The organism is Candidatus Uabimicrobium amorphum (genome assembly GCF_009002475.1).
Classification (GTDB): domain Bacteria; phylum Planctomycetota; class Uabimicrobiia; order Uabimicrobiales; family Uabimicrobiaceae; genus Uabimicrobium; species Uabimicrobium amorphum.
This window is the reverse complement of sequence record NZ_AP019860.1, coordinates 7,021,473-7,044,176: the sequence shown is the minus strand read 5'-3', so window position 1 is coordinate 7,044,176 and position 22,704 is coordinate 7,021,473. Positions and strand designations below refer to the sequence as shown.

Annotated in this window: 5 protein-coding genes; 2 read left to right on the top strand and 3 right to left on the bottom strand. The window is 39.1% G+C overall.

Annotated features, from left to right (window positions below):
• Positions 1-21 precede the first annotated feature (21 nt).
• The 3 genes from UABAM_RS24665 to UABAM_RS24655 form a co-directional block, all read right to left on the bottom strand.
• Positions 22-2,994: a protein kinase domain-containing protein gene (locus UABAM_RS24665; protein ID WP_151970661.1), complete on the bottom strand. Its 2,973-nt coding sequence runs from the start codon at positions 2,992-2,994 to the stop codon at positions 22-24.
• 2 nt (positions 2,995-2,996) lie between these two features.
• Entirely contained in the window at positions 2,997-5,648 is a 2,652-nt protein-coding gene (locus UABAM_RS24660) for a protein kinase domain-containing protein (RefSeq protein WP_151970660.1), read from the bottom strand.
• Positions 5,649-5,742: 94 nt separating this feature from the next.
• Positions 5,743-11,376 (bottom strand): protein kinase domain-containing protein, encoded by a 5,634-nt coding sequence (locus tag UABAM_RS24655; protein ID WP_173013557.1) that lies wholly within the window; start codon positions 11,374-11,376, stop codon positions 5,743-5,745.
• 316 nt (positions 11,377-11,692) lie between these two features.
• Here UABAM_RS24655 and UABAM_RS24650 point away from each other — a divergent pair, with 316 nt between their 5' ends.
• Positions 11,693-17,170 (top strand): WD40 domain-containing protein, encoded by a 5,478-nt coding sequence (locus tag UABAM_RS24650; RefSeq protein ID WP_151970658.1) that lies wholly within the window; start codon positions 11,693-11,695, stop codon positions 17,168-17,170.
• A gap of 45 nt (positions 17,171-17,215) precedes the next feature.
• The gene (locus UABAM_RS24645) at positions 17,216-22,684 is read left to right on the top strand and encodes a WD40 domain-containing protein (RefSeq protein WP_151970657.1); all 5,469 of its coding nucleotides are present in this window, start codon (positions 17,216-17,218) and stop codon (positions 22,682-22,684) included.
• Positions 22,685-22,704: the final 20 nt, after the last annotated feature.

The following is a 22,704-nucleotide window of genomic DNA, read 5'->3' as shown; positions in this document are numbered from 1 at the left end:
CCAATTTTTACAGTAATTCTTTTACGTTATAACATCTAAAACTTTTTGTAATTCTTTCGCAAATTCATCACTACTTTGGTGGCGCTTTTCCGGTTCTCTCGAAAGAGCTTTATGTATAATCTTGGCCAAGGCATCTGGTACATTTTTTCGCAATTGTTGAACCGGAACGGGATCTTGGTTTATTATCTCCATCATAAGTTCTATTACATTTTTATTTAGCTCATAATGAGGCAATTGATTAGCGACGGTGTAGTATAGAATAGCTCCTAAAGAGTATATGTCGGCTTGTTTAGATTTAATCTCGTTTTTCAAACTTTCAGGAGCTATATAATGAATAAGACAGTTCATGTTTGAGGCGCAGACTCGTCTAGATAAGGGTACATTTTCTTGTTCAGTCTGCACTTTTACTTTTACAACACCAGTTTGTTTATCTATGAAAATATTAGAAGGTGCTAAATGAGAAGGGTGGATTTCATGGCTATGCATACAACTCAGCGCATTTGCTAGATGAATAGCTGTTTGTATGGCATATTTCAATGGAATGGTTCCAAGTTTTGCCATTAGCTGTTCTAAACTCCAGGCGTTGAGATACTCCATAACTAGATATGCTTCTTGTTCAATTTTATGCCATCCTAGAACGCGTATGATATTTGGATGCACTAATGTTTTGCAAATATGCTGTATTTTTCTGTCAAAGCGTCTTTGAGCCTGAGTTACCCATTTATGCGCGTAAGGTAAAGTTTTAAAGACTACCTGGGCGTTATAACCAAGATGTTGTGCTAAGCATACTTTGTTTTCTATATCCGCTTTTATAACAAAGTGATTAAAGTTAATGTCAACATTTGTTATACCTATATAGGCATTTATTGCTTTTTGCAGCGCACGGGCCATGCGACCGACATTTTCATAGCGCTTTTGCGGTTTTGATGCCATTGCCTTTTGAACAATCTTGGTGAAAATATTTGCTTCATTGTCAAGAGATAAAGGAGTTTGCTTGAGTTTTGCATCTAATATCTTGGATGTTTCCTTGATTTCTCCATACGGAGTTTGCCCGCTTAGGAGATGGTATAAAATGGCTCCCAGTGAATATATATCTGCTTGTACACTTATTTCCTCGCTATTTTGAATTAGCTCTGGTGCCATGTAGTTACACTTCAAAGAAGCGGGGTTTGTTATATATTTTTTGGAAGAAAAACCTAGTAGCTTTACTTCGCGATTTTGTTTGTCTATTAAAACTTTGGAAGGTTGTAAACTGAGATGAAGAATTTTGTGAGCATGCATATATTTTAATGCAAGGATTAACTCAAATATAATTTTCATACTGCTTTTAATAGAGGCATTGCGTGTCATTAGTGTTTGTAAATTCTGACCATCTGTATATTCCATTACCAGAAACACTTTTGTATCATCAAAATTTCCCCATCCTAAAAATTCCACTGTATTAGGAGGATGTACCATTGTTTTGTAGATTTTTACATCTCTCTCAAGCATTTCTAAACTTTTGAAAATGTTTTTTTCCAGTACTTTAAGCACCACTTGCATGTTTCTGTTTACATCGTATGCTAAATATATTTCTCCTGTGACTCCGCTGCTTAGTTTCTCTTTTATTTGGTAACTGTCAATGTCTACCGTATCTTTTTCCCAATGCCAATCAAATTGCCATGTTTTGCCATCCCTAGAAATAGCAAAACGGTTATCAGATGTAATTTTGATATCTGTTATGGGTTTTGTATCTCCGTATAGTTTACCCAACAGTTCTCCGCTGGCAATGTCCCATATTTGTATGTTTTTATCGTGGCTGTTATTGCCAGAAATTACAAAACGTCCATCGGGTGTGATGGCTATACTAGTAATTTGAGCAAGATGAGCAGAAAGTTCGTACACCAACTTCTTACTGTTGGTCTCCCAAATAAAAAGAGTGTTACCTCCGGCTCCAATCGCAAAACGTCCACAGGGTGTGATTGCTAGATGTTCCACAGGGAAGGAAAAGGTAAGCACCAACTGCTTAGAAGGGATGTCCCATATTTGAAATAGGTTATCTTTTCTTGAAATAGCAAGGTCTCCAACTACGCTATCAATATCTATACGATCTTTATGCTCGGATAAAGTAGTGACAGATTTTCCACTTTTAATATTCCAAATCGATAGAGAGTTGTCATTGCGATCACTACTATAACTGGCAGAAAGAACCAAACATTCGTCAGGGATAACTGTTAAACTTGTAATTTCTCCTGTATGATCGGAAAACTTACCAAGCGGTTGTTTGTTTTTGATATCCCACACTTGTAAGTTACTATTTTGGCAAAAAATAACAAAGTGTTCACCAGAAATCGCAACGGGACCTGATCCCGAGAATGTATGTATTCGTTGTTTTTTATTTATATCCCATATGTGTACCGTTTTATCTCTACTGGCAGAGATAGCAAAACTTCCATCAGGTGTTGCTGCTATGTGTGTAATATTTTTTTTATGACCAGAGAATGTATGAATTAACTGTTTACTTCTTATATCCCATACTAGAAAATCGTAATTTGAATTGCTGCCAAAAACAAAATGTCCAGCGATGGTTTCACAGTGCACATTTTTGGTTAAAAACCCGTGCAGCCATCCTCTATGCAATAAACTTCTTTGATATTGGAGATCTTCAGATAGAGTATGGATGGTACTTAGGAGTTCTTCGTCCTGTTCGTAACCAGCCGTTTTTTTTAACTCCTGTACATTTTTCCATGCGGCCAAATAATTTTTACTTTGCCGTTGTTGTTGTATCTGTGCTTTTAAACCTTGGGCTCTTTTTTCTATTTCCACAGTTTGCGCAGAAGAAATTATTTGCTCATAAAGCAAACATTTCTCTATTTTAGTCATCTCTAATTCAATATTCCAAACGTTTTTAATTAATCCCTGGCTCTCAGAAATAGCAAAATCGCCATTCTCTTCTATAACAACTTGTCCAAAACCTATCTTCATGGCCACAAAGAGTGCACATGCACTGCCCACTTTCAACCCCCCCAAATTCTAAGGGTTTTGTCTTCACTACTGGAAATCACAAAGCGCCCATCAGGTGTGCAGGCAACACTTGTAATAGAGCTTGTATGGCCAAACAACTCATGAACTAGTTGTCCACTTATAATATCCCAAATTCTGAGGGTTTTGTCTTTACTACCGGAAACAACAAAACGCCCATCAGGTGTGAAGGCAACACTTGTAATATAGCTTGTATGGCCAGACAACTCATGGACTAGTTGTCCACTTATGATATCCCAAACTCGCAGGGTTGTGTAATAATCATCCTGCCATGCGCTATCAGAAATTGCCAAGCGTCCATCGGGCGTAATGACAATACGCATAATACCACTTTTATGACCAGAGAGTGTGTGTATGCACTGCCCATTTTCTACATTCCAAATTCGAAGGGTTTTGTCTTCACTACCGGAAATCACAAAGCGCCCATCAAGTGAGGTTTCTATGCTACAAATTTTCTCTGCGTGACCTGATAGTGTATGCACCAACTGCTTACTGTTAAGATCCCAAACTAATAAGGTATGATTTTCGCCTGGATGCATAGCCAAACGCCCATCAGGTGTAATTCTTATAAGATCACTATGGGATGTGAGCACTAATTGCCCACTGTGGATATCCCAAACTTTCACCAGACTTCTATCGTTATAGCTAAAGCTAGAAATAACAAAACGCTCATCGGGTCCAAAACGTATACTTCGACATCTAGCGTCAGAAAGTGTATGTACCAATTTCCCTGTACTGACATTCCAAATTCTAAGAACACCGTTCTCATGACCGGAAATAGCCAGATGTCCATCTGATGTAATGGCTGCACATATAATTTCGTCCTCATAACCAGAGAGAGTACATATAGATTTTCTACCATCAAGATCCCAGACTTGCAAAGTTTTATCTTCGCTGTTAGATATAGCGAAACGCCCCCCAGGTGCAACAGTTATATGAGTAACTTTTGCATTGTGACCACAGAGGTCATGCAGGGATTCTCCACTGCCTATATCATAAACTTTTAGAGTATGCTCTTCGTTAGTAAAAATAAGAAAGCGTCTATCAGGCGTAATGATTGCTGGGCTATTAGCTTCTCTAGAAAAAGATCGCAACGGCTTTCGAAAAAATAGATTTTCCAATACATCTGGTCCAGTATGCTCTGGAGAAAAACTCCTGGCCCACTTTAGGGTATCTACAAAACCTTCAGAAGAAAATCCTTGTTTGCGGTATTGCATACATCTATAATTTAAAACAGCCGACACGCACAAAGAATTCGCTCGAACAGCTTCCTCCAGTAACTCCATTGCTTCCTCTTCTCGGCCCAAGTCAAAGTAAGAAAGGGCTTTGTTGTTGAGGTCTGCTGCGTGCTGTTTTAATTTATCTACTGTTTTATGTGGATAAGCTTTTGCAGTGATTTGATAATAAATTTGCAATAGAATTTTCTCTATTTCGCGAAAACTCTGCGGACGATTTGCTGGTTCTTTTTCTAGGCAATTCCTCATAAGTTGCGCCAACTCATTAGGGATAGTTTGCCATGATAACCTTGGATCTTTAATACTCTCGGGAGCGGGTGCCTTCACGAAATTATGCATATGCTTATACGCCACAAAATCACTACGAGCGTCTTCATTGTCTTTGATAAATGGCAGACGGTGGCAAAAAATCTCATAGAGAATGCAACCAAACGCATAAATATCAACATGAAAATCTATATCGGAACCGCGCCATTGTTCGGGGGGCATGTAGGCGATAGTTCCCATTGCTTTGCCGGCGATGGTTAGCTGTGCGGAAGCTTCTACCTCACTTTCCTCCATAGAAATTTCAGCTAATGCGGTAGCCTTGGCCAGTCCCAAATCTGTTACTTTGACCTCTCCAGATTGCGAAATCATCACATTGGCGCTTTTAAGGTCGCGATGAACTAAATTGCTTTCGTGAGTGTGTGCCATACCACGAGCAATTTGGATGGCGATATCGAGTCCCTCGGTAAATGTACCAATGGCAGATTTTTCCATGTGGGTCTTTAAATCACAACCATCTACATATTCGGTAAAAATACGCAGTAAACCGTCTAGTTTTCGCACGTAGTAAGCCGTGACAACATTGGGATGTTTGTCTATGTCTACCCATATCTGCGCTTCACGAGTAAATCGTTCCGTTGCTTTTGGCGAAGACAAAATCTTTGGCAAAGGCATTTTTACAGCAAGCTTTATGTCCCACAATAAGTGATGAACAAGATAGACTTCGCCCATCGCTCCTTTTCCAAGCACTTTTATTGTCTCATAGCGATCATCTATGATTTGCCCTGGTTGCCAATGCGTAGCGTCAGTAGAGGAGGATGTATTTGCTGAATGCGTTTGTGTCGAAGTATTAGTGACTTTTTCTTGACTTTTAAGATGATGCTTTGCTTTTTGCAAAAGCTTTTGTGCACCTGTATAATCTGGGTCTAAAGCCAGAACCCGTTCTAAATCTTTTTGTACTCCATCCCATTTGTCGCGTTTCATTTGAATGAGAGCTCGATTGTAATAACCTCTGCTACTTTTCGGGTTCATTTTTATCAGTTGGTCACTATAATTTTCGGCTTTTTCCCAGTCTTGATTTTGCCATGCCTTCTTCATTTCATGTAATAATTTTACTTTTTCGTCCAAGATAATCTCCTGCGTCGTTATAATTACTGGCTCTAACAAATTATAATTTTCTCTGCGACTCCTGTGGCTTTATCCAATTTTTACAGTAATTCTTTTACGTTATAACATCTAAAACTTTTTGTAATTCTTTTGCAAGCTCATAACTACTTTGATAGCGCTTTTTCGGGTCTCTCGAAAGAGCTTTATGTATAATCTTGGCTAAGGCATCTGGTACATTTTTTCGCAATTGTTGAACAGGGACAGGATCTTGGTTTATTTTCTTCATCGCAAGATCTATTGGATGTATATTTGGCTCATAATAAGGCGCTTGATTAGCAACTGTGTGGTATAAAATAGCACCTAAGGAGTATATGTCAGCCTGCTTAGATTTTTCATTTTGTTCTATAAACTCAGGAGCCCAGTATAGCGTAAATACAAAATCAATTGTTTGTTTATTCAGGTTCACTGCGGAAAAATTTTCTTGCTCCATTCTCACTCTTACTTTTACGATGCCAGTTTGTTTACCTATAAGAATATTAGAAGGTGTGAGATCATCGGAATAATAAATTTTATGGCTATGCATATAGTTTAACGTATTGGCAATACAAATAGATATCTGTATACAATATTTCAATGGAATGACTCCAAGTTTTGTTATTAGCTGTTCTAAACTCCAAGCATTGAAATACTCCATAACGAGACATGCTAGCTCTGCTCTTCGATGCCATCCAAAAATGCGTATGATATTTGGGTGCACCAATGTTTTACGCATATGCTGTATTTTTCTTTCAAAAAGCTCTTGTGCTTGGGGATTTTTTGCTACATTCTTTGCGTCATTCGTTTTAGGTAAAACTTTAAAGACTACCTGGGCGTTATAATGGAGATGTTGCAATAAGATCACTTTGTTTTTTGTAATATCTGCTTTTTTGGCGAATTTATTTACGGCAAATTCATCAAAGTCGATGTTACCATTTGTCACATAGGAATTTACTGCTCTTTGCAGCGCATGGGCCATGTGACTGACATTTTTATAGCGCTTTTGTGGTTCTGGGACCATTGCCTTTTGAACAATTTCGGTGAAAATATTGGCTTCATTGTCGAGAGATAAAGTTTGCTTGAGTTTCACATCTAACATCTTGGATGTTTCTTTGATTTCTCCATATGGAATTTGACCACTTAGAAGATAGTATAAAATAGCTCCCAGTGAATATATATCTGCTTGCAAACTTATGTTCTCACTATTTTGAATTAGCTCTGGTGCCATGAAGTTACGTATCAAAGAAGCGGGGTTTGTTGTATATTTTCTGGTAGAAAAACCTAGTAGCGTTACTTCGCCACTTTGTTTGTCTATTAAAATTTTGGAAGGTTGTAGACTGAGATGAAGAATTTTGTGAGTGTGCATATATTTTAATGCACGGATTAGCGCAAATACAATTTTCATACTGTTTGCAATGGACATATTGTCAGCTATCCATTTTTGTAAATTTGGGCCCTCCGTATATTTCATTGCTATAAACACTTTTGCATCATCAAAATTTCCCCAACCCAAAAATCCCACTGTATTGGGGGGATATGCCATTGTTTTGTAGATTTTCACATCCCTCTCAAGCATTTCTAAATTTTTGAAGATATTTTTATCTAGCACTTTAAGTACCACTTGCGTGTTTCTGTTTTTATCATGTGCTAAATATATTTCTCCTGTGGCTCCGTTGGTTAGTTTTTCTTTTATTTGGTAATCATCAATGTCTACCTTGTCTTTTTCCCAGTGCCAATCAAATTGCCAAGCTTTACCATCTCTAGAAATAGCAAAGCGACTATCAGATGTAATTTTGATACTCGTGATGGGTTTTGTATCTCCGTATAGTTTACTCAACTGTTTTCCGCTGGCAATGTCCCATATTTGAATGGTTTTATCACTACCTGAAATCACAAAACGTGCATCAGGTGTGATGGCGATACTGGTAATTTTAGCAAGATGGCCAGAAAGCTCGTGTAGCAACTTCTTACTCTTCGTCTCCCAAATAAAAAGAGTGCTATATCGCGCTCCAATCGCGAAACGTCCGCCTGGTGTGATTGCTAGATAATCCATGTAGAAGGTAAGCATCAACTGCTCAGAAGGGATGTCCCATACTTGAAATAGGCCATCTTTCTTTGAAATAACAAAGTTTCCAACGATGCTATCAATGCGAATACACTCTTTATGTATGGATAAAGTTGAGACAGATTCTCCACTTATGATATTCCAAATCGACAGAGAGTTGTCATTGCGATCGCGGCTATAACTAGTAGAAAGAACCAAGCGTTCGTCAGGTGTAACTGCTAAACTTGTAATTTCTCCTGTGTGATCAGAAAATCTACCGAGCGGTTGTTTATTTTTGATATCCCACACTTGTAAGTTATTCTTTTGGCAAAAAATAGCAAAGCGTCCACCAGCAATTGCAACGGGACCTGATCCCGAGAATGTATGTACTCGTTGTTTTTTATTTACATCCCATATGTGTACCGTTTTATCTTTACTCGCAGAGATAGCAAAATTTTCATCTCGTGTCGCTGCTATGTGTGTAATGTCCGTTGTATGACCGGAGAACCTGTGAATTAATTGTTTACTTCTTATATCCCATATTAGAAAATCATGATCTGAATTACTGCCAAAAACCAAATGCCCAGCGATGGTTTCGCAATGTACATTTTTCGCTAAAAAACCATAAAACCATCCTCTATATATTGTATTTCTTTGGTATTGAAGAACTTCAGAGACAGCATAGGTAGCGTTTAAAACTTCTTTGTCTTGTTCATAACCCGACGTTTTTTTTAACTCTTGCACATTTTTCCATGCGACCAAATAATTTTTACTTTGCCATTGTTGTTGTATCTTTGCTTTTAAATCTCGGGCTCTTTTTTCGATCTTCATAGTTTCCATAGAAGAAATTATTTGCTCGTAAAGCAAACACTTCTCTATCTTTGTCGTCTCGATCTCAAGATTCCAAACAAACCAGTTTCCTTGGCTAATACTAGATACTGTTTCATCAGTCTCATTAGTGTTATAATATTCCTCAGAAATAGCAAAATTTCCATTTTCTGCTATAACAACTTCAGTTCCATACTCATGACCACAGAGAGTACACATACACTGTCCACTCTCAAGGTCCCAAATTCTAAGGGTTTTATCTCTGCTGCCAGAAACCATAAGGCGTCCATCACGCGTGAAGGCAATACTTGTAATATGGCCTGTATGGCCAGATAGCTCATGCACTAGCTGTCCACTTTTGATATCCCAAATACGCAGGGTTGTGTCATAAAAAGCTGGCCGTACAATCTTGTAATTAGGTGGTGCAAGCCATGCGCTAGAACAAGAAATTGCTAAGCTTCCATTAGGTACAATGTTAATACTTGTAACGTCACTTTTATGACCAGAGAGTGTATGTACACACTGCCCATTTTCTACATTCCAAACTTTCAGAGTTTTGTCTTTGCTCCCCGAAATGACAAAGAGTCCATCAGGAGAGGTTTCTATACTGAGAATTTGTTCTGTGTGACCTGAGAGCGTATGGACTAACTGCTTACGGTTAAGATCCCAAACTAATAAAGCGTGATTTTGGCCTGGATATATAGCCAAACGCCCATCAGGTGTAATTTTTATAAGGTTACCTGAGGATGAGAACATCAGTTGTCCACTGTGGATATCCCAAACTTTTATTAGGGGTCTATCACTTTCGCGAAAGCAAGAAATAGCGAGACGCTCATCGGATTCCAAACGTATAAATTCAAAGGTAGTATACATTTGGTCATCGCCACAAAGTTTATGCATTAATTGCCCTGTTTTAACATCCCAGATTCTGAGAACATCTTTCTTACTAACAGAAATAGCCACACACCCATCGGATGTAATAACCGCATGTACAATTTCGTCTTCATAACCACAGAGAGTACAAATAGATTTTCCGCTATCAAGATCCCACATCTGTAGAGTTTTATCCTCACTACTAGATATAGCAAAACGTCCACCAGGCGCAACATTTATATAGGTAATTTTCGCACTGTGACCACGGAGGCTATGTAGAGATTCTCCACTGCCAATATCGTAAACTTTTAAAGTATACTCTTCATCTGTCAAAATGAGAAAACGCCCATCGGGCGTAATGGCCGCTGGCCTACTAGCTTCTTGAGAAAAAGATCGCAACGGTTTTCGAAAAAACAGACTTTCCAATACATCTGGTCCAGTATGTTCAGGAGAACAATGCCTGGCCCACTCTAGGATTTCTGTAAAACCTTCAGAGGAGAGTCCTTCTTTACGGTATTGCATACATCTATAATTTAAAACGGCTGATACGCACAAAGAGTTTGTTGTAACAGCCTCCTCCAGCAACTCCATTGCTTCTTCTTTTCGCCCCAAGTCGAAGTAGGAAAGGGCTTTGTTGTTGAGGTCCGCGGCGTGCTGTTTTAATTTAGCCACTGTTTTGTCTGGATAAGATTTTGCAGTGATTTGATAATAAATTTGCAATAGAATTTTCTCTATTTCGCGAAAACTTTGCGGGCGATTTGCTGGTTCTTTTTCCAAGCAATTCATCATAAGTTGCGCCAACGCATTAGGAATCGTTTGCCATGATAGCTTTGGGTCTTTAATACTCTCGGGAGCAGGAGCCTTCACGAAATTATGCATATGCTTATACGCCACAAAATCACTACGAGTGTCTTCATTGTCTTTGATAAATGGCAAACGATGGCAAAAAATCTCATACAGAATGCAACCGAACGCATAAATATCGGCATGAAAATCTATCTCGGAACCGCGCCATTGTTCGGGGGGCATGTAGGCGATGGTTCCCATTGCTTTGCCAGCAATGGTTAGCTGTGCGCAAGCTTCTACCTCACTTTCCTCGATAGAAATTTCCGCTAACGCAGTCGCTTTGGCCAGTCCCAAATCTGTTACTTTGACCTCTCCAGATTGCGAGATCATCACATTGGCGCTTTTAAGATCGCGATGAACTAAATTGCTTTCGTGAGTGTGTGCCATACCACGAACAACTTGGATCGCGATATCGAGTCCCTCGGTAAATGTACCAATGGCAGATTTTTCTATGTAGGTCTTCAAGTCGCAACCATCGACATATTCAGTAAAAATACGCAGTAAACCGTCTAGTTTTCGTACGTAGTAGGCCGTGACAACGTTGGGATGTTTGTCTATGTCTACCCAAATTTGCGCTTCACGAGTAAATCGTTCCGTAGCTTTTGGCGAAGACAAAATCTTTGGCAAAGGCATTTTTACCGCAAGCTTTATGTCCCACAATAGGTGATGAACAAGATAGACTTCGCCCATCGCTCCTTTTCCAAGTACTTTTATTGTCTCATAGCGGTCGTCTATAATTTGTCCTGGTTGCCAATGCGTAGCGTCAGTAGAGGAGGATGTATTTGAAGAGTGCGTTTGTGTCGATGTATGAGTGACTTTTTCTTTGCTTCGAAGATGCCTCTTTGTTTCTTTTAAAAGATCTTGTGCACCTGTATGCTCTGGGTCTAAAGCCAGAACCCGCTCTAAATCTTTTTGTACGCCTTGCCATTTGTCGCGTTTCATTTGAATGAGAGCTCGATTGTAATAATTTTTGCTACTTTTCGGGTTCATTTTTATCAGCTGGCGACTATAATTTTCGGCTTTTTCCCAGTCTTGGTCTTGCCATGCCTTCTTCATTTCTTGCAGCAATTTTTCTTGCCATGCCTCATTCATTTTCGGCAATAATTTTTCCTTTTCGTCCAAGATAATCTCCTGCATCGCTAGGATTTTAACTAAATTGATAGAGTAATTTTATACCACAAGGCTTTTTAGTTCCCTACGATAATTTTTATGTCTTTTGGTGTAGGTGCTAAGAATTGTTATTTTGTTGGTTATTTATATACTTCAAAAAATTTGAGTTGTATCTAAAATTTTGATTTTATGGAGTTAAAGTATTTTAATATAATTGATCAAGCGTATTTTTGCGCCACTGGTGTCAGAAAATCCTAATAATGATTGCCGAAAGTCGGTAACATCTAAAAACGATCAAGAACAAAAAATTTTATAGGCAAAGGTCGCTATGAAAAATCTACTAGTTACATTGTTTTTTCTACTCGTCAGCTCACTAGCTGCTGAAAATCGGTATTTATACATTACGAATCTTGAAGTAGCGGAAAAGAAGGGTAATGGTCATAGCTGGGACAGCTTTGGCGGTAAGCCGGATCTTGTCATAAAAGTTTTTATTGTACGCGACGCAAAACAAAAAAAAGTATACACCTCTGCCGTTTATAAAAATGCCTACAATGTAGCACATAAAATCTTTGTTAATTGCAACTTGGTGGTCGGTGACAAGTTGCGCATTGAAGTTGAAGATAGCGATCTTGCGAATAATGATAAAGTGGGTTCCTTTGAGATCGATGTGCCATCACAAGAGTGTGAAAAAACAGCCGTGTTTACGGCGGTAAAGCGAATGGTTTATGTATTTTCGCAATATAATACTTGGGAAAAACGACAACAGGCGGTACAAGAAGCCAAAAAACAACAAATAAAAAAAGATCTGCAAAATAAAAGATTAAGAGCTGAGGCAAAACTACGAGAAAAAATTGCACGACAAGAGCAAGAATTGAGAACAAAAATGCTAAGGCAACGTAGTCATTCAGAGGATGATCACAAAATCAGCGAAGTACGCGTTTCTAAAAAACAACTACGCCAACTCGTACAGCAACTTCAATCCAAAGAGGAAAATCAAAGGTACATGGCCTTAGAGAAATTAGAAGGATGGGGAAAGCAAGGGGAAGCTATTCGTACAGATTTACAACGGCTTTTACCTGTGGTAAATGAACCAATAAAATTTACACTGCTCGCTGCCTTAGAGATTATCGACCAACACTCATTCCAAACTTTTGTTCCTCAAAAAACAAACAAAAGTCTTTACGGCCGAAAGTCGTGGAGAACCAACATTGCGAAACGTAGCCTTGGCGGTTTAAACATTCTTGGACCAAGTGAGGACTTTCCTGCGGAGTTAAAATATTCAAAGTGCTGTGCTTTGATTGTCGGGATCAACAGGTATGATCATTTTACGCCCCTAAAAGGGCTTCAACTTGATGCTGCGAGAATTGCGGCGGTGCTGGATTCACGTTATAACTTCACAAATGTAGTATTACTCACCGATCGTAAACCGCAAATTCCGCAAGGTAACGTGGAGTGGAGAATAGTTGATCGCGTAACGAAGAGTGTGATAAACAGTTGCTTGTGGGAATTGGGCAGCAAAATAAATCCGCAAGATGCACTGTTTTTCTACTATACGGGGCATGGTGCGCCTGGACACATTGTTTGTGCGGACAGTTACTCTCAAGCTTCTGGGAAAACAGTCACTCAGAGTATGATCCCACTAAAAAAGATGGCAGAAATCTTGGAGTCTTTCACTGCGCGCCATACACTAATGGTATTAGACAGTTGTTATAGTCAAACACTACTCGAAGAACAGTATCGACCTGATTTTTCCCATTTTGCAAATGAAGATTCAGTGTTGCGTGGCGGAGATAATTTAAACCGCGTATTCCATCGTCGTGCTTTTCAAGTGATCACCGGTGGGTTTAGAGGAGAGGCAAAGCAATGGGAAAAAACTTCTACAACCTATGCGTACAAGTTTCGAAATCGTGAAGGACATTCGTTACTTACAGCAAACTTACTACAGGCTTTACATGGTTTGGTAGGACGTGCGGATGGTACGATTTTGGCTTCACAACTTGGCTATTACATCACCAATGTTTTCGCAAACAACAATCGCATCGAAGTCGCATATAAACCTCGTTATGACGGATTGGGAGGTGATGGTGATTTTATGTTTTTCCCCACTACCAAAGTACTGAATCCAAAACTCCTTTCGCCACTGTATCTTACGCATGAAGATTATGCGAATCTGCGCAGTTCTGCTTGTATCTCACTACGAAAATATATTTTTAACGACACAACAACACATTTACAGCTGCCTTTGGCGCAAAATGTCATTCCGCACCTAGTTCATCTACTAAATCAAGACGAACCGCAAATTTGTCTCAATGCAGCTGTGCAACTCTTGCTGCAAATAGCGAAAAAATATGGAGAAAGTGCCGATAACCTTTCGCAGGTGGTTACTCCTTTAACAAAACTTTTAAAAGCGAAAAAAAATTTAAGCAACAAAAAACTATTTTACGATATAGCACTGATTCTCAGCCACACATCCCCTTATGCAACAGCAGATGCCATAAAACAGGTGCGCAACTATGTCAACATACTAGAAGTACAATGGCAACAAAATAAGAAAAAACTACTGCGAAGAAAAGGTCTTGTACATCCAAGCGTACAAATGCTAGAAGCACAAATAGCACAAAAGATGATCGCAAAACCTGTTGAACAAGACAATAAAATGCAAATGCAGTATTGGGGATCTTTATACCGAGATTTTCACTGGTTGTCGATCAATGGCCTACGATTGCTACGTGAGTATGAGAAAAAAATCAATAAATACGAAACGATGATGGCTTTAGCGGAAAAAAGTTATGACCAATATGCAGATTTAGGAGAAGAAGAAACTGGCTACTACATGAAGCAAGAGAAGGCATTTAGAGAGTGCGGGGCTTATGCCGGGGAAGCTCTGCATCACATCCGAGATTTAAAGGGCGTTGAAGACTTGCGAAAAAAAGCGCAAGGCTTTGCACGTTTGGCTTACATAAAACGCAAAGAGATGTGGCGATCATCGCGGTATAGTCATACGAAGTCGGTCACTTCGATCTCTTTCAGTCCCGATGGAAAAATTCTCGCTTCCGCCTCTAAAGATCAAACAATTGGACTTTGGGACGTTGCCATCGGCAAAAGAATGGCCAAAATTTCCGTAAATAAACCCGCTTTGTTTGCAAAATTTAGTCCAGATGGTGAAAGCTTTGCTTACTCCCTCTCGAATAGAACGATCAGGCTTCGAGATGTAAAAACGGGAAAAAAACAAGTAAAAATAACAGGACATACCGATGATATTAACGCCATGGATTTTCACCCGGGTGGTAAAATGATTGTTTCTGCGTCTAGTGATCAAACGATTCGTTTGTGGAATATACAAACAGGCAAGGAAGTAATGAAAATCGAGGGTCATAGCGCTGCAGTCAATTCTGTTTGCTTTAATTTCAATGGTAAGACAATTGCTTCTGGATCGAGCGATGGAACAATAAAAATTTGGGATACGCAAACAGGAAAAGAGAAAAAGACCATTACCACACGTCTTGGCGATGTAAAAACCGTGCGCTTTAGTCCAGATGGAAACACTGTGGTCTCCATCTCTAATAATAGGATTCAACTATGGCGGCTAACAACGGGTAAGGAAATCACCAAAGGCTTTGCACGTTATCGTGACATAAGTTGTGTATGCTTTGCTCCAAATGGAAAACAAATTACTTTTGGTTCTAACAATGGAATATTGTATTTGTTTGACCTAGCCACACGCAAAGAAGTTACGCAAATAACAACACAAGCAAACGCAATTCATGCTGTGGCATTTAGTCCCGATGGACAAACACTTGCTTGCGGAGTGGAAAACGGTACTTTAATTTTGTGGGATGTAGAAAACGATCATGAGATAAGCAATCTTAATGGACATACGAATACCATCAATGCCTTGTGTTTTAGTCCAGACAAAAACACGATAGCATCTAGTTCTGTTGACACAACTATTCGGTTGTGGGATACCATTACCGGTAAACAAATGATCACTTTTACTGGACACACTAACACTGTACAATCAATATGCTTTAATCCAAATGGTACAATATTAGCCTCTGGATCTAAAGATTTCACTGTAAGATTATGGGATGTTGTCACTGGTCGCGAGATACACAAAATTAAAGCACATGACAATACTACTCTCTCTGTACGTTTTAGCCCAAGCGGTAAAGTTTTAGCCACCGGTTCTGCAGATGCAACAATTGGGCTATGGGATGTTACTACCGGGACAAAAATATTAACAATGAGAGGTCATACTCGTGAAGTTTCCTCAGTGTGTTTTAGCCCCGATGGTAAAATACTTGCTTCGGCCTCAGAGGACAAAACGATAAGATTATGGGATATTAAAACAGGTAAAGAGCTCAAGAAATTAGTTGATCATACTGGAATGGTTTCCTCTGCATGTTTCAGCCCTAATGGTAAAATACTTGCTTCTGGCTCAAGTGATCATACTGTCAAGTTATGGGATGTTGCAACCGGTGAAGTGATAGATACATTAATCGGACATACTTATTGGGTGCTGTCCGTTTGCTTTAGTGCCGATGGCAAAAAACTTGTCTCGGGAGGAACGGATGGTACTATGCGGCTATGGGAAATGGATACACGTAAACTCTATAAGACCATCCAGCACAGTAGATGGGTTTCCGCAGTGTGCTTTAGTCCCAATGATGAAATACTTGCTTCAGCATCGATAGACGGGGTTATAAGACTATGGGATTCTGGAACAGTAAAAGAAATTCGTAAAATAGGAGGTCATGTTGATACCGTCAATAGCGTATGTTTTCATCCCAAAGAGAAAGTACTTGCTTCAGGTTCAAGTGATAAAACAGTAAAGTTATGGGACATCTCTAAAAACAAACAAGTTGAAAATTTTACAAACCATGCTCAGGCAGTAAATACAGTGCACTTTAGTCACGATGGTACATTTCTTGCTTCAGGTTCTAGCAACGGTTACATCAAATTATGGAATATTAAAAATGGCTGGCAAATCAATGAATTTGAGGCATGTGATAAATCAGTAAATTCCGTATGCTTTAGTCCTGATGGTAAAACCATAGTTTCTGCGGCGGATGATGCGGAATTAAAATTGTGGGATATAGTGACTAGGCAACAAATTCGCAAATTTACCGGGCACAAAGCCGCTGTTAATTCTGTATGTTTCAGTTCTGATGGTGAAGCCATTGTTTCAGCTTCAAATGACGCAACATTGAGATTGTGGAATGTAGCTACAGGGCGGCAAATTCGCAAATTTACCGGGCACACGGCCGCTGTTAACTCGGTGCGTTTTAGCCCTGATGGTAAAAGCATTGTTTCGGCTTCAAATGACACGACACTGAGATTTTGGAATGTAGCTACAGAGCAGCAAGTTCGTATATTTACAGGGCACGTGGGCGCTGTAAATTCGGTGCGTTTTAGCCCTGATGGTAAAAGCATTGTTTCGGTTTCAAATGACGCAACACTGAGATTGTGGGATATCGCCACTGGTAAAGAAATGGCAAAAATTAGTAAATTTGCAACTAAAGTGAATACTCTAGATTTTACAACAGACGGTAAAAGTTTTTTTACAGGAGCCGATGACGGTGCTATACGCTTGTGGCGCTTTTTTGTAAATAAAAAATTGAACAACAATGAGGAAATACCTTTATCTTGGGCAAAAAAAAGTGCAAAAATTTCCCGCCCCAATGTAGTATCAGAAATCTTATTATTAAATGCATTACGAAAAAATCCCCGCAGATTTGCCCAAAGGTTATTTGGCTTACGAATAGATAAAAATATGGACCCTGTTGTATACAAACAACGCAAATAGTTACAGTATACCGAAGTTTTTTATTAAAATAGTTTGAGGAATCTTATGATCAAAGTATTGTTGATATTTGCAGTGCTATTATTTAGTGGTTTACTAAATGCGGAAAAACGCTACCTATACATAACAGACTTGTTGGTTAAAGAAAAAAACGGTGGGAAACACTGGGACAACTTTGAGGGAAAACCCGACCTTGTTATTATATTGTATGTATGGAAAAATAAACAATGGAAAACACACTACACTTCGCCGGTTTTTAAAGATCTTCTTCGTGTAGAACAAAATATTGCGGTCGATTGCACAATAGAAGTTGGCGATAAGGTTCGCATAGAGATCGAAGATAAAGACTTGGCACAAAATGATAGCATAGGTTCTATCGAACTGGATGTACCTTTCGCAGAGAAGAACAGTATTCAACACTTTGGAAGTATAAAAAAAATTCACTATGTGTTTTCGCGACACAGCAGTTTAAAAAAATGGAAACAGGAACAACAACAAGCGATGAGACGCCGCCTAGAAAAAGAACTTGCCAATGATATCTTACACAAAGAAAAACAATTACAACAAAATATAAGAAAAAAAATCGAAGCAGAGTATGAGCATTTTCGAAAAATAACTCAAAAGCGCAACATAAGAAAGATATTAATTCGCATCAGCGATCCCCAAATTCGAGAAATTGTCACGCAGCTGTTATCACCTAGTAGCAAAGAGCGCCAGAAAGCACTTTTAAAACTACAAAGTTTAGGCAAAAAAAAACGCATTGTTCGCTCACATCTTAAGCGTTTAATTTCACTAGTAAACTCTCCTACTCGCTACACGATTATGGCCGCTATTGAAATAATTGACCAACATATAAGCAAACTTGATCCTTTAGACCATGTTGATACACTACAGTCAAAGTTCAAGGTGCCTCCATCAGACAAGAAGCCTTTGACTACGAATTTAAAATATAGAAAATGTCATGCTTTGGTGATAGGCATCAACAAATATAAACATTTTTCAAATTTGGAGGGGCCGTACTCAGACGCTGCTGCAGTGGCAGATATTCTTGGCTCACGTTATCAATTTGATCGAGTAGTTCTACTGAGCGACAAAAAATCAACTGTGACCAAAAGCAATGTTAAGAGACATATTGTCGACCAAGTAACGCGCGAAATTGTTTTCAAAAATTTGCAGCAACTACAAAGCGAAATACAAAAAGAGGATGCGGTGTTTTTTTATTATGCGGGTCATGGAATTCCTGGTTACTTAGCGGTCGGAGATAGCAAGAATATTTCCAGTACCAATAGACCTGATATAAAAACGATGATCTCATTGAAAAAAATAGCGCAAAAATTGGAGTCCTTTGCCGCAAAACACTCTCTAATGGTGTTAGATTGTTGTTTTAGTGGGTCATTGTTAGAAGAAAAATATCGTCCTGACTTTTCCCATATAACCACTAATAATTTTTTTGTTGCTAGTGAAGATTACTTGAATCAAGTCTTTCACCGTCGTGCATTTCAAGTCATTACTGCTGGGACGGGTAATGAAGTGGTGGCGGATAAACTCGATGAAGTTTCCACTATTTATGCCCAAAAGTTTAAAGATAGTCGCGGTCATTCTCCATTTACGGCGGTACTTTTACAGGCATTAGAAGGCTCCATTGGACGTAGTGATGGAAAAATTCTCGCTTCCCAACTAGGCTATTATATGACTGATACTTTGGTAAATGATAAACGTTTAGAAGCTGCCCAAGTTCCGCGCTACCAAACATTTGGGGGGAAAGGAGACTTTGTCTTTATTCCCGCAGATCCGCAAGTTTTGAATCCAAAAATTTTGTCTGCCCTGTACCTTACGGACGAAAGTTACACAGACTTGCGTAAGTCCTCTTGTGAAGCACTTGGGAAATTAATTTTTGACAAGGCAACGCTACAGTCGCAACTACAACTAATAAAAAATGCGATTCCACACCTGATTCACTTACTCAGCAAGGATGAGCCTGTAAACTCTCTCAAAGCGGTGGTGAAACTTTTACTACGAATGACACAATATGCAAACAAAGAGGTAAAGGAATTTTCACAACTGATCAAGCCTTTAACAGATCTACTACAGTATCTGCTGCAAAAAACTGAGAATAAAGGGCAATTGCAGGATGAAATTGTATTGATTTTAGCACGATTACATCAGCACGCCACAACGAGTGCAGTAAAGCAGGTACATGATTATGTTGCGATATTAGACAAAAAGTGGCGGCAAAAGAAAAAGTCGATGAAATTACCCAAAAGTGTATTACATAAAAAAATAAAACATCGAGAAAAACAAATAGTACAAAAGGCACGTAATAAAATTACAGCGAACACCCCTCAAACGCAAATGCGATATTGGCATAGCGTATACAAAGATTATTACTGGTTACATAGTGAGGGATTAAAGTTATTGCAAAAACGCAAAGGCAAGTTAGATAAATATCAACTCATGATGAATCGCGCACAAAAAACTTTTGCCAAGTGGCACTATATACAAGAACAAGATATAAACGCAAGCGCCTATGCAAATAGAGAAATAGCTTATCGACAATGCGGAACTTACGCGGGAAGAGCATTGGAGTACATCAAAAACCTTGATGGTTTACATCATCTAAAAAAGCAAGCGCGAAATTTGATTAAATTAGCATACGAACAGCGCAAAGAAATCTGGCGATCTTCTAATCACCATGATGGTCCAGTCACGAGCGTTTCTTTTTATAACGATGGGAACTTGATCGCTTCATCTTCTCTAGACAAGACTATTAGAATTTGGGATGCCGCAAATGGTAGTCTGCTGGGAAAAATGGACGCTACTAGTGCTGTTTTAGACTCGTGTTTTAGCTCCGATGGGCAAATACTTGCCTATGCACTTTCCAACAAAACAATTCATCTACACAATGTCATAACCGGTAAAAAAATTAGGGTAATTAATGGACATGATGCAAAGGTTGTTTCGTTGGCATTTAACTCAAAAAGTGACCAGCTTGTTTCTGGTTCCGCTGATGGAACAGCGAAACTCTGGGATATTCATTCAGCTAGGGAGTTACGTGTTTATAAAGGGTATACTTCAACGATACCTTCCGTGTGTTTTAGTCCAGATGGCAAAATGCTCGCTTTGGGCGCCAGTGATAGTTCCGTAAGGTTATTAGATGTGGCCTCCGCTAAGGAAATTCTTATTTGGGACGAACACGGTAATAAAGTAAGAACAGTCGATTTTAGTCCCAATGGTAAAAAACTTGTTTCTGGATCATGGGACAAAACTTTAAAAGTATGGGATTTACCATCAGGTAAACATACTACATTTAGAGGGCATCGTGATATAGTAAATTGTGTATGCTTCAGTCCAGATGGTAAAATGATTGCCTCTAGTTCTGGCGATAATACCGTAAGGTTATGGGACGTGAAGACTGGTAAGCAAATCAATAGCTTTAACATGCTAGACAATTCATTTTCTATTTGCTTTTCTCCTGATGGGAAAAGTTTAGTTAGTGGCGGGCTAGATAATAGACTGTGGCTACAGAATGTTGATACCGGTGAGATAACGGAAGGCTTTATTGGACAAAAAATTATGTCTGTATGCTTTTCTCCGCACGGTAAAACTCTTGCTTTTGGGGTCTTTGAGAGCTCCGTTATTCAACTTTGGAATGTTGAGAAGCAGTTACGGACTAATGTATTGAAAGGACATGATAGCTTTGTAACTTCACTACATTTCAGTAAAAATGGTAATCTGCTCGTCTCTGGGGCTGATGACAATACCGTTCGCTTGTGGAATATCAATACTCAACAAGAGCTTACCCGATTTACTGCGCACAAAGCTACCCGATCTATCGGGCACACTGATTTTTTAGTATGGTCAGTAAAACTTAGCCCTGATAATAAAAGAATTGCTTCAGGTTCAAATGCGGGAACTGTGGGTATTTGGAATGTTGATGAGCCTGATAAATCAATGACTTACAAAATAACACCGACAATTCATTCGGTAAGTATTAGTCCCGATGGTAAAAAAATTTTATGGGGCGCAAGTAGCAACGCTGTTAGACTGTGGAGTGTAGATACTGGTGAGGAAATCTATCGCTTAGATGGACATAAACGTTCGGTGCTTTCGGTATGTTTTAGCTCCGATGGCAAATTCGCTGCTTCTGCTTCAAAAGATCACAGTGTCAAACTATGGAATACCGCAACCAAAAAACGCATTACGTTTCACGGACATAAAGATCTTGTAAACTCCGTATGTTTTAGCCCTGACGACAAAATGATCATGTCGGGTTCTGCAGATAAAACCGTGCGTTTATGGGATACGGCAACTGGCGCAGAACTAGCAACAATTTTACATGAATCTGCGGTAAATTCGGTGTGTTTTAGCCCCAATGGTCGAACACTCGTTTGCGGTTTAAATAATGGCATGGTAAAAGTGTTACAAGTAGTGACAAACAGAGAAATCGTCAAAATGGCGGGGCATAATTTGACGGTCAATTCGATATGTTTTAGTCCAGATGGTAAAACGCTAATTTCTGGAAGCGATGATCACAGTGTGAGGCTATGGAATATAACCACAGCGAAGCAAATTCGCTTACTGCGCAGTCACGATGCCAAAGTAAACGCTGTAACATTTAGCCGCAAAGCTAACGTATTCGCTTGTGGTTTTTCGGATGGTACGATAGAAGTTTATGATACAGCGACAAATAAAAAGATAAGAACGATAACAGAGCACACCAAAGCAATCAACACTATGTGTTTTGATGACAACGGAAAAACTCTCGTTTCAGGATCTGCAGATAGAACCATCAGATTTTGGAATGTAGACACCGGTAAAAACCTCAAAAAAGCCGTTGCTCATAAAGGTTATGTAAGTAACGTGGTTCTATATCGTAACAGTCAAAAACTTGCTTCGTTAGGCGGTGATGGAATTCTAAGACTGTGGAACACCAAGAATATGAGAATTAGCAAACAAATAGATACATATTTGCGTCACGGCAAACAGATAAAATGTATGGCATTCAATCCCGACGGCAGAATAGTCGCCTGTGGATTAGACGATCATACCATAAGGTTTTGGGACTTATCCCGTCATCGAGAAATCAAAAAAATTGTGGCTCATAAATCACACATCAATGCGATTCACTTTAGTTCAAATGGCGGAAGACTTGCTAGCGCATCAAGTGACAAAACAGTAAAGTTATGGGACGTAGATAGTGGAAAAGAAATTCGTAGCTTCACCGGACATAAAGCCAAGGTAGTTTGCCTATCTTTTTCTAAAGACGGAAGCATTCTTGCCTCGGGCTCGCAAGACTCTACCATAAGGTTATGGGAGACCAACGGTAGAGAAATAGCCCCCCTTGACAAAATAGTATTACCATGGTCACAGTACAGCGTTAAAAAGTCACAACCCAATGTGGTGGAAAAACGTTTATTCCAAAACGCTTTAAAAAGACAACCACAAAAGTTTACGCAACAACTATTTCGTCTGCAAATCGATAAAAATATGCAACCAGTGCCATACAAGTCAAAGTAAATAATCGAAACTTAAAAAAA

What these genes read in the sequence shown, in the direction of transcription:
- UABAM_RS24645 (WP_151970657.1), top strand. Translation starts at nt 17,216, where the DNA reads ATGATCAAAGTATTGTTGATATTTGCAGTGCTATTATTTAGTGGTTTA.
- UABAM_RS24650 (WP_151970658.1), top strand. Translation starts at nt 11,693, where the DNA reads ATGAAAAATCTACTAGTTACATTGTTTTTTCTACTCGTCAGCTCACTA.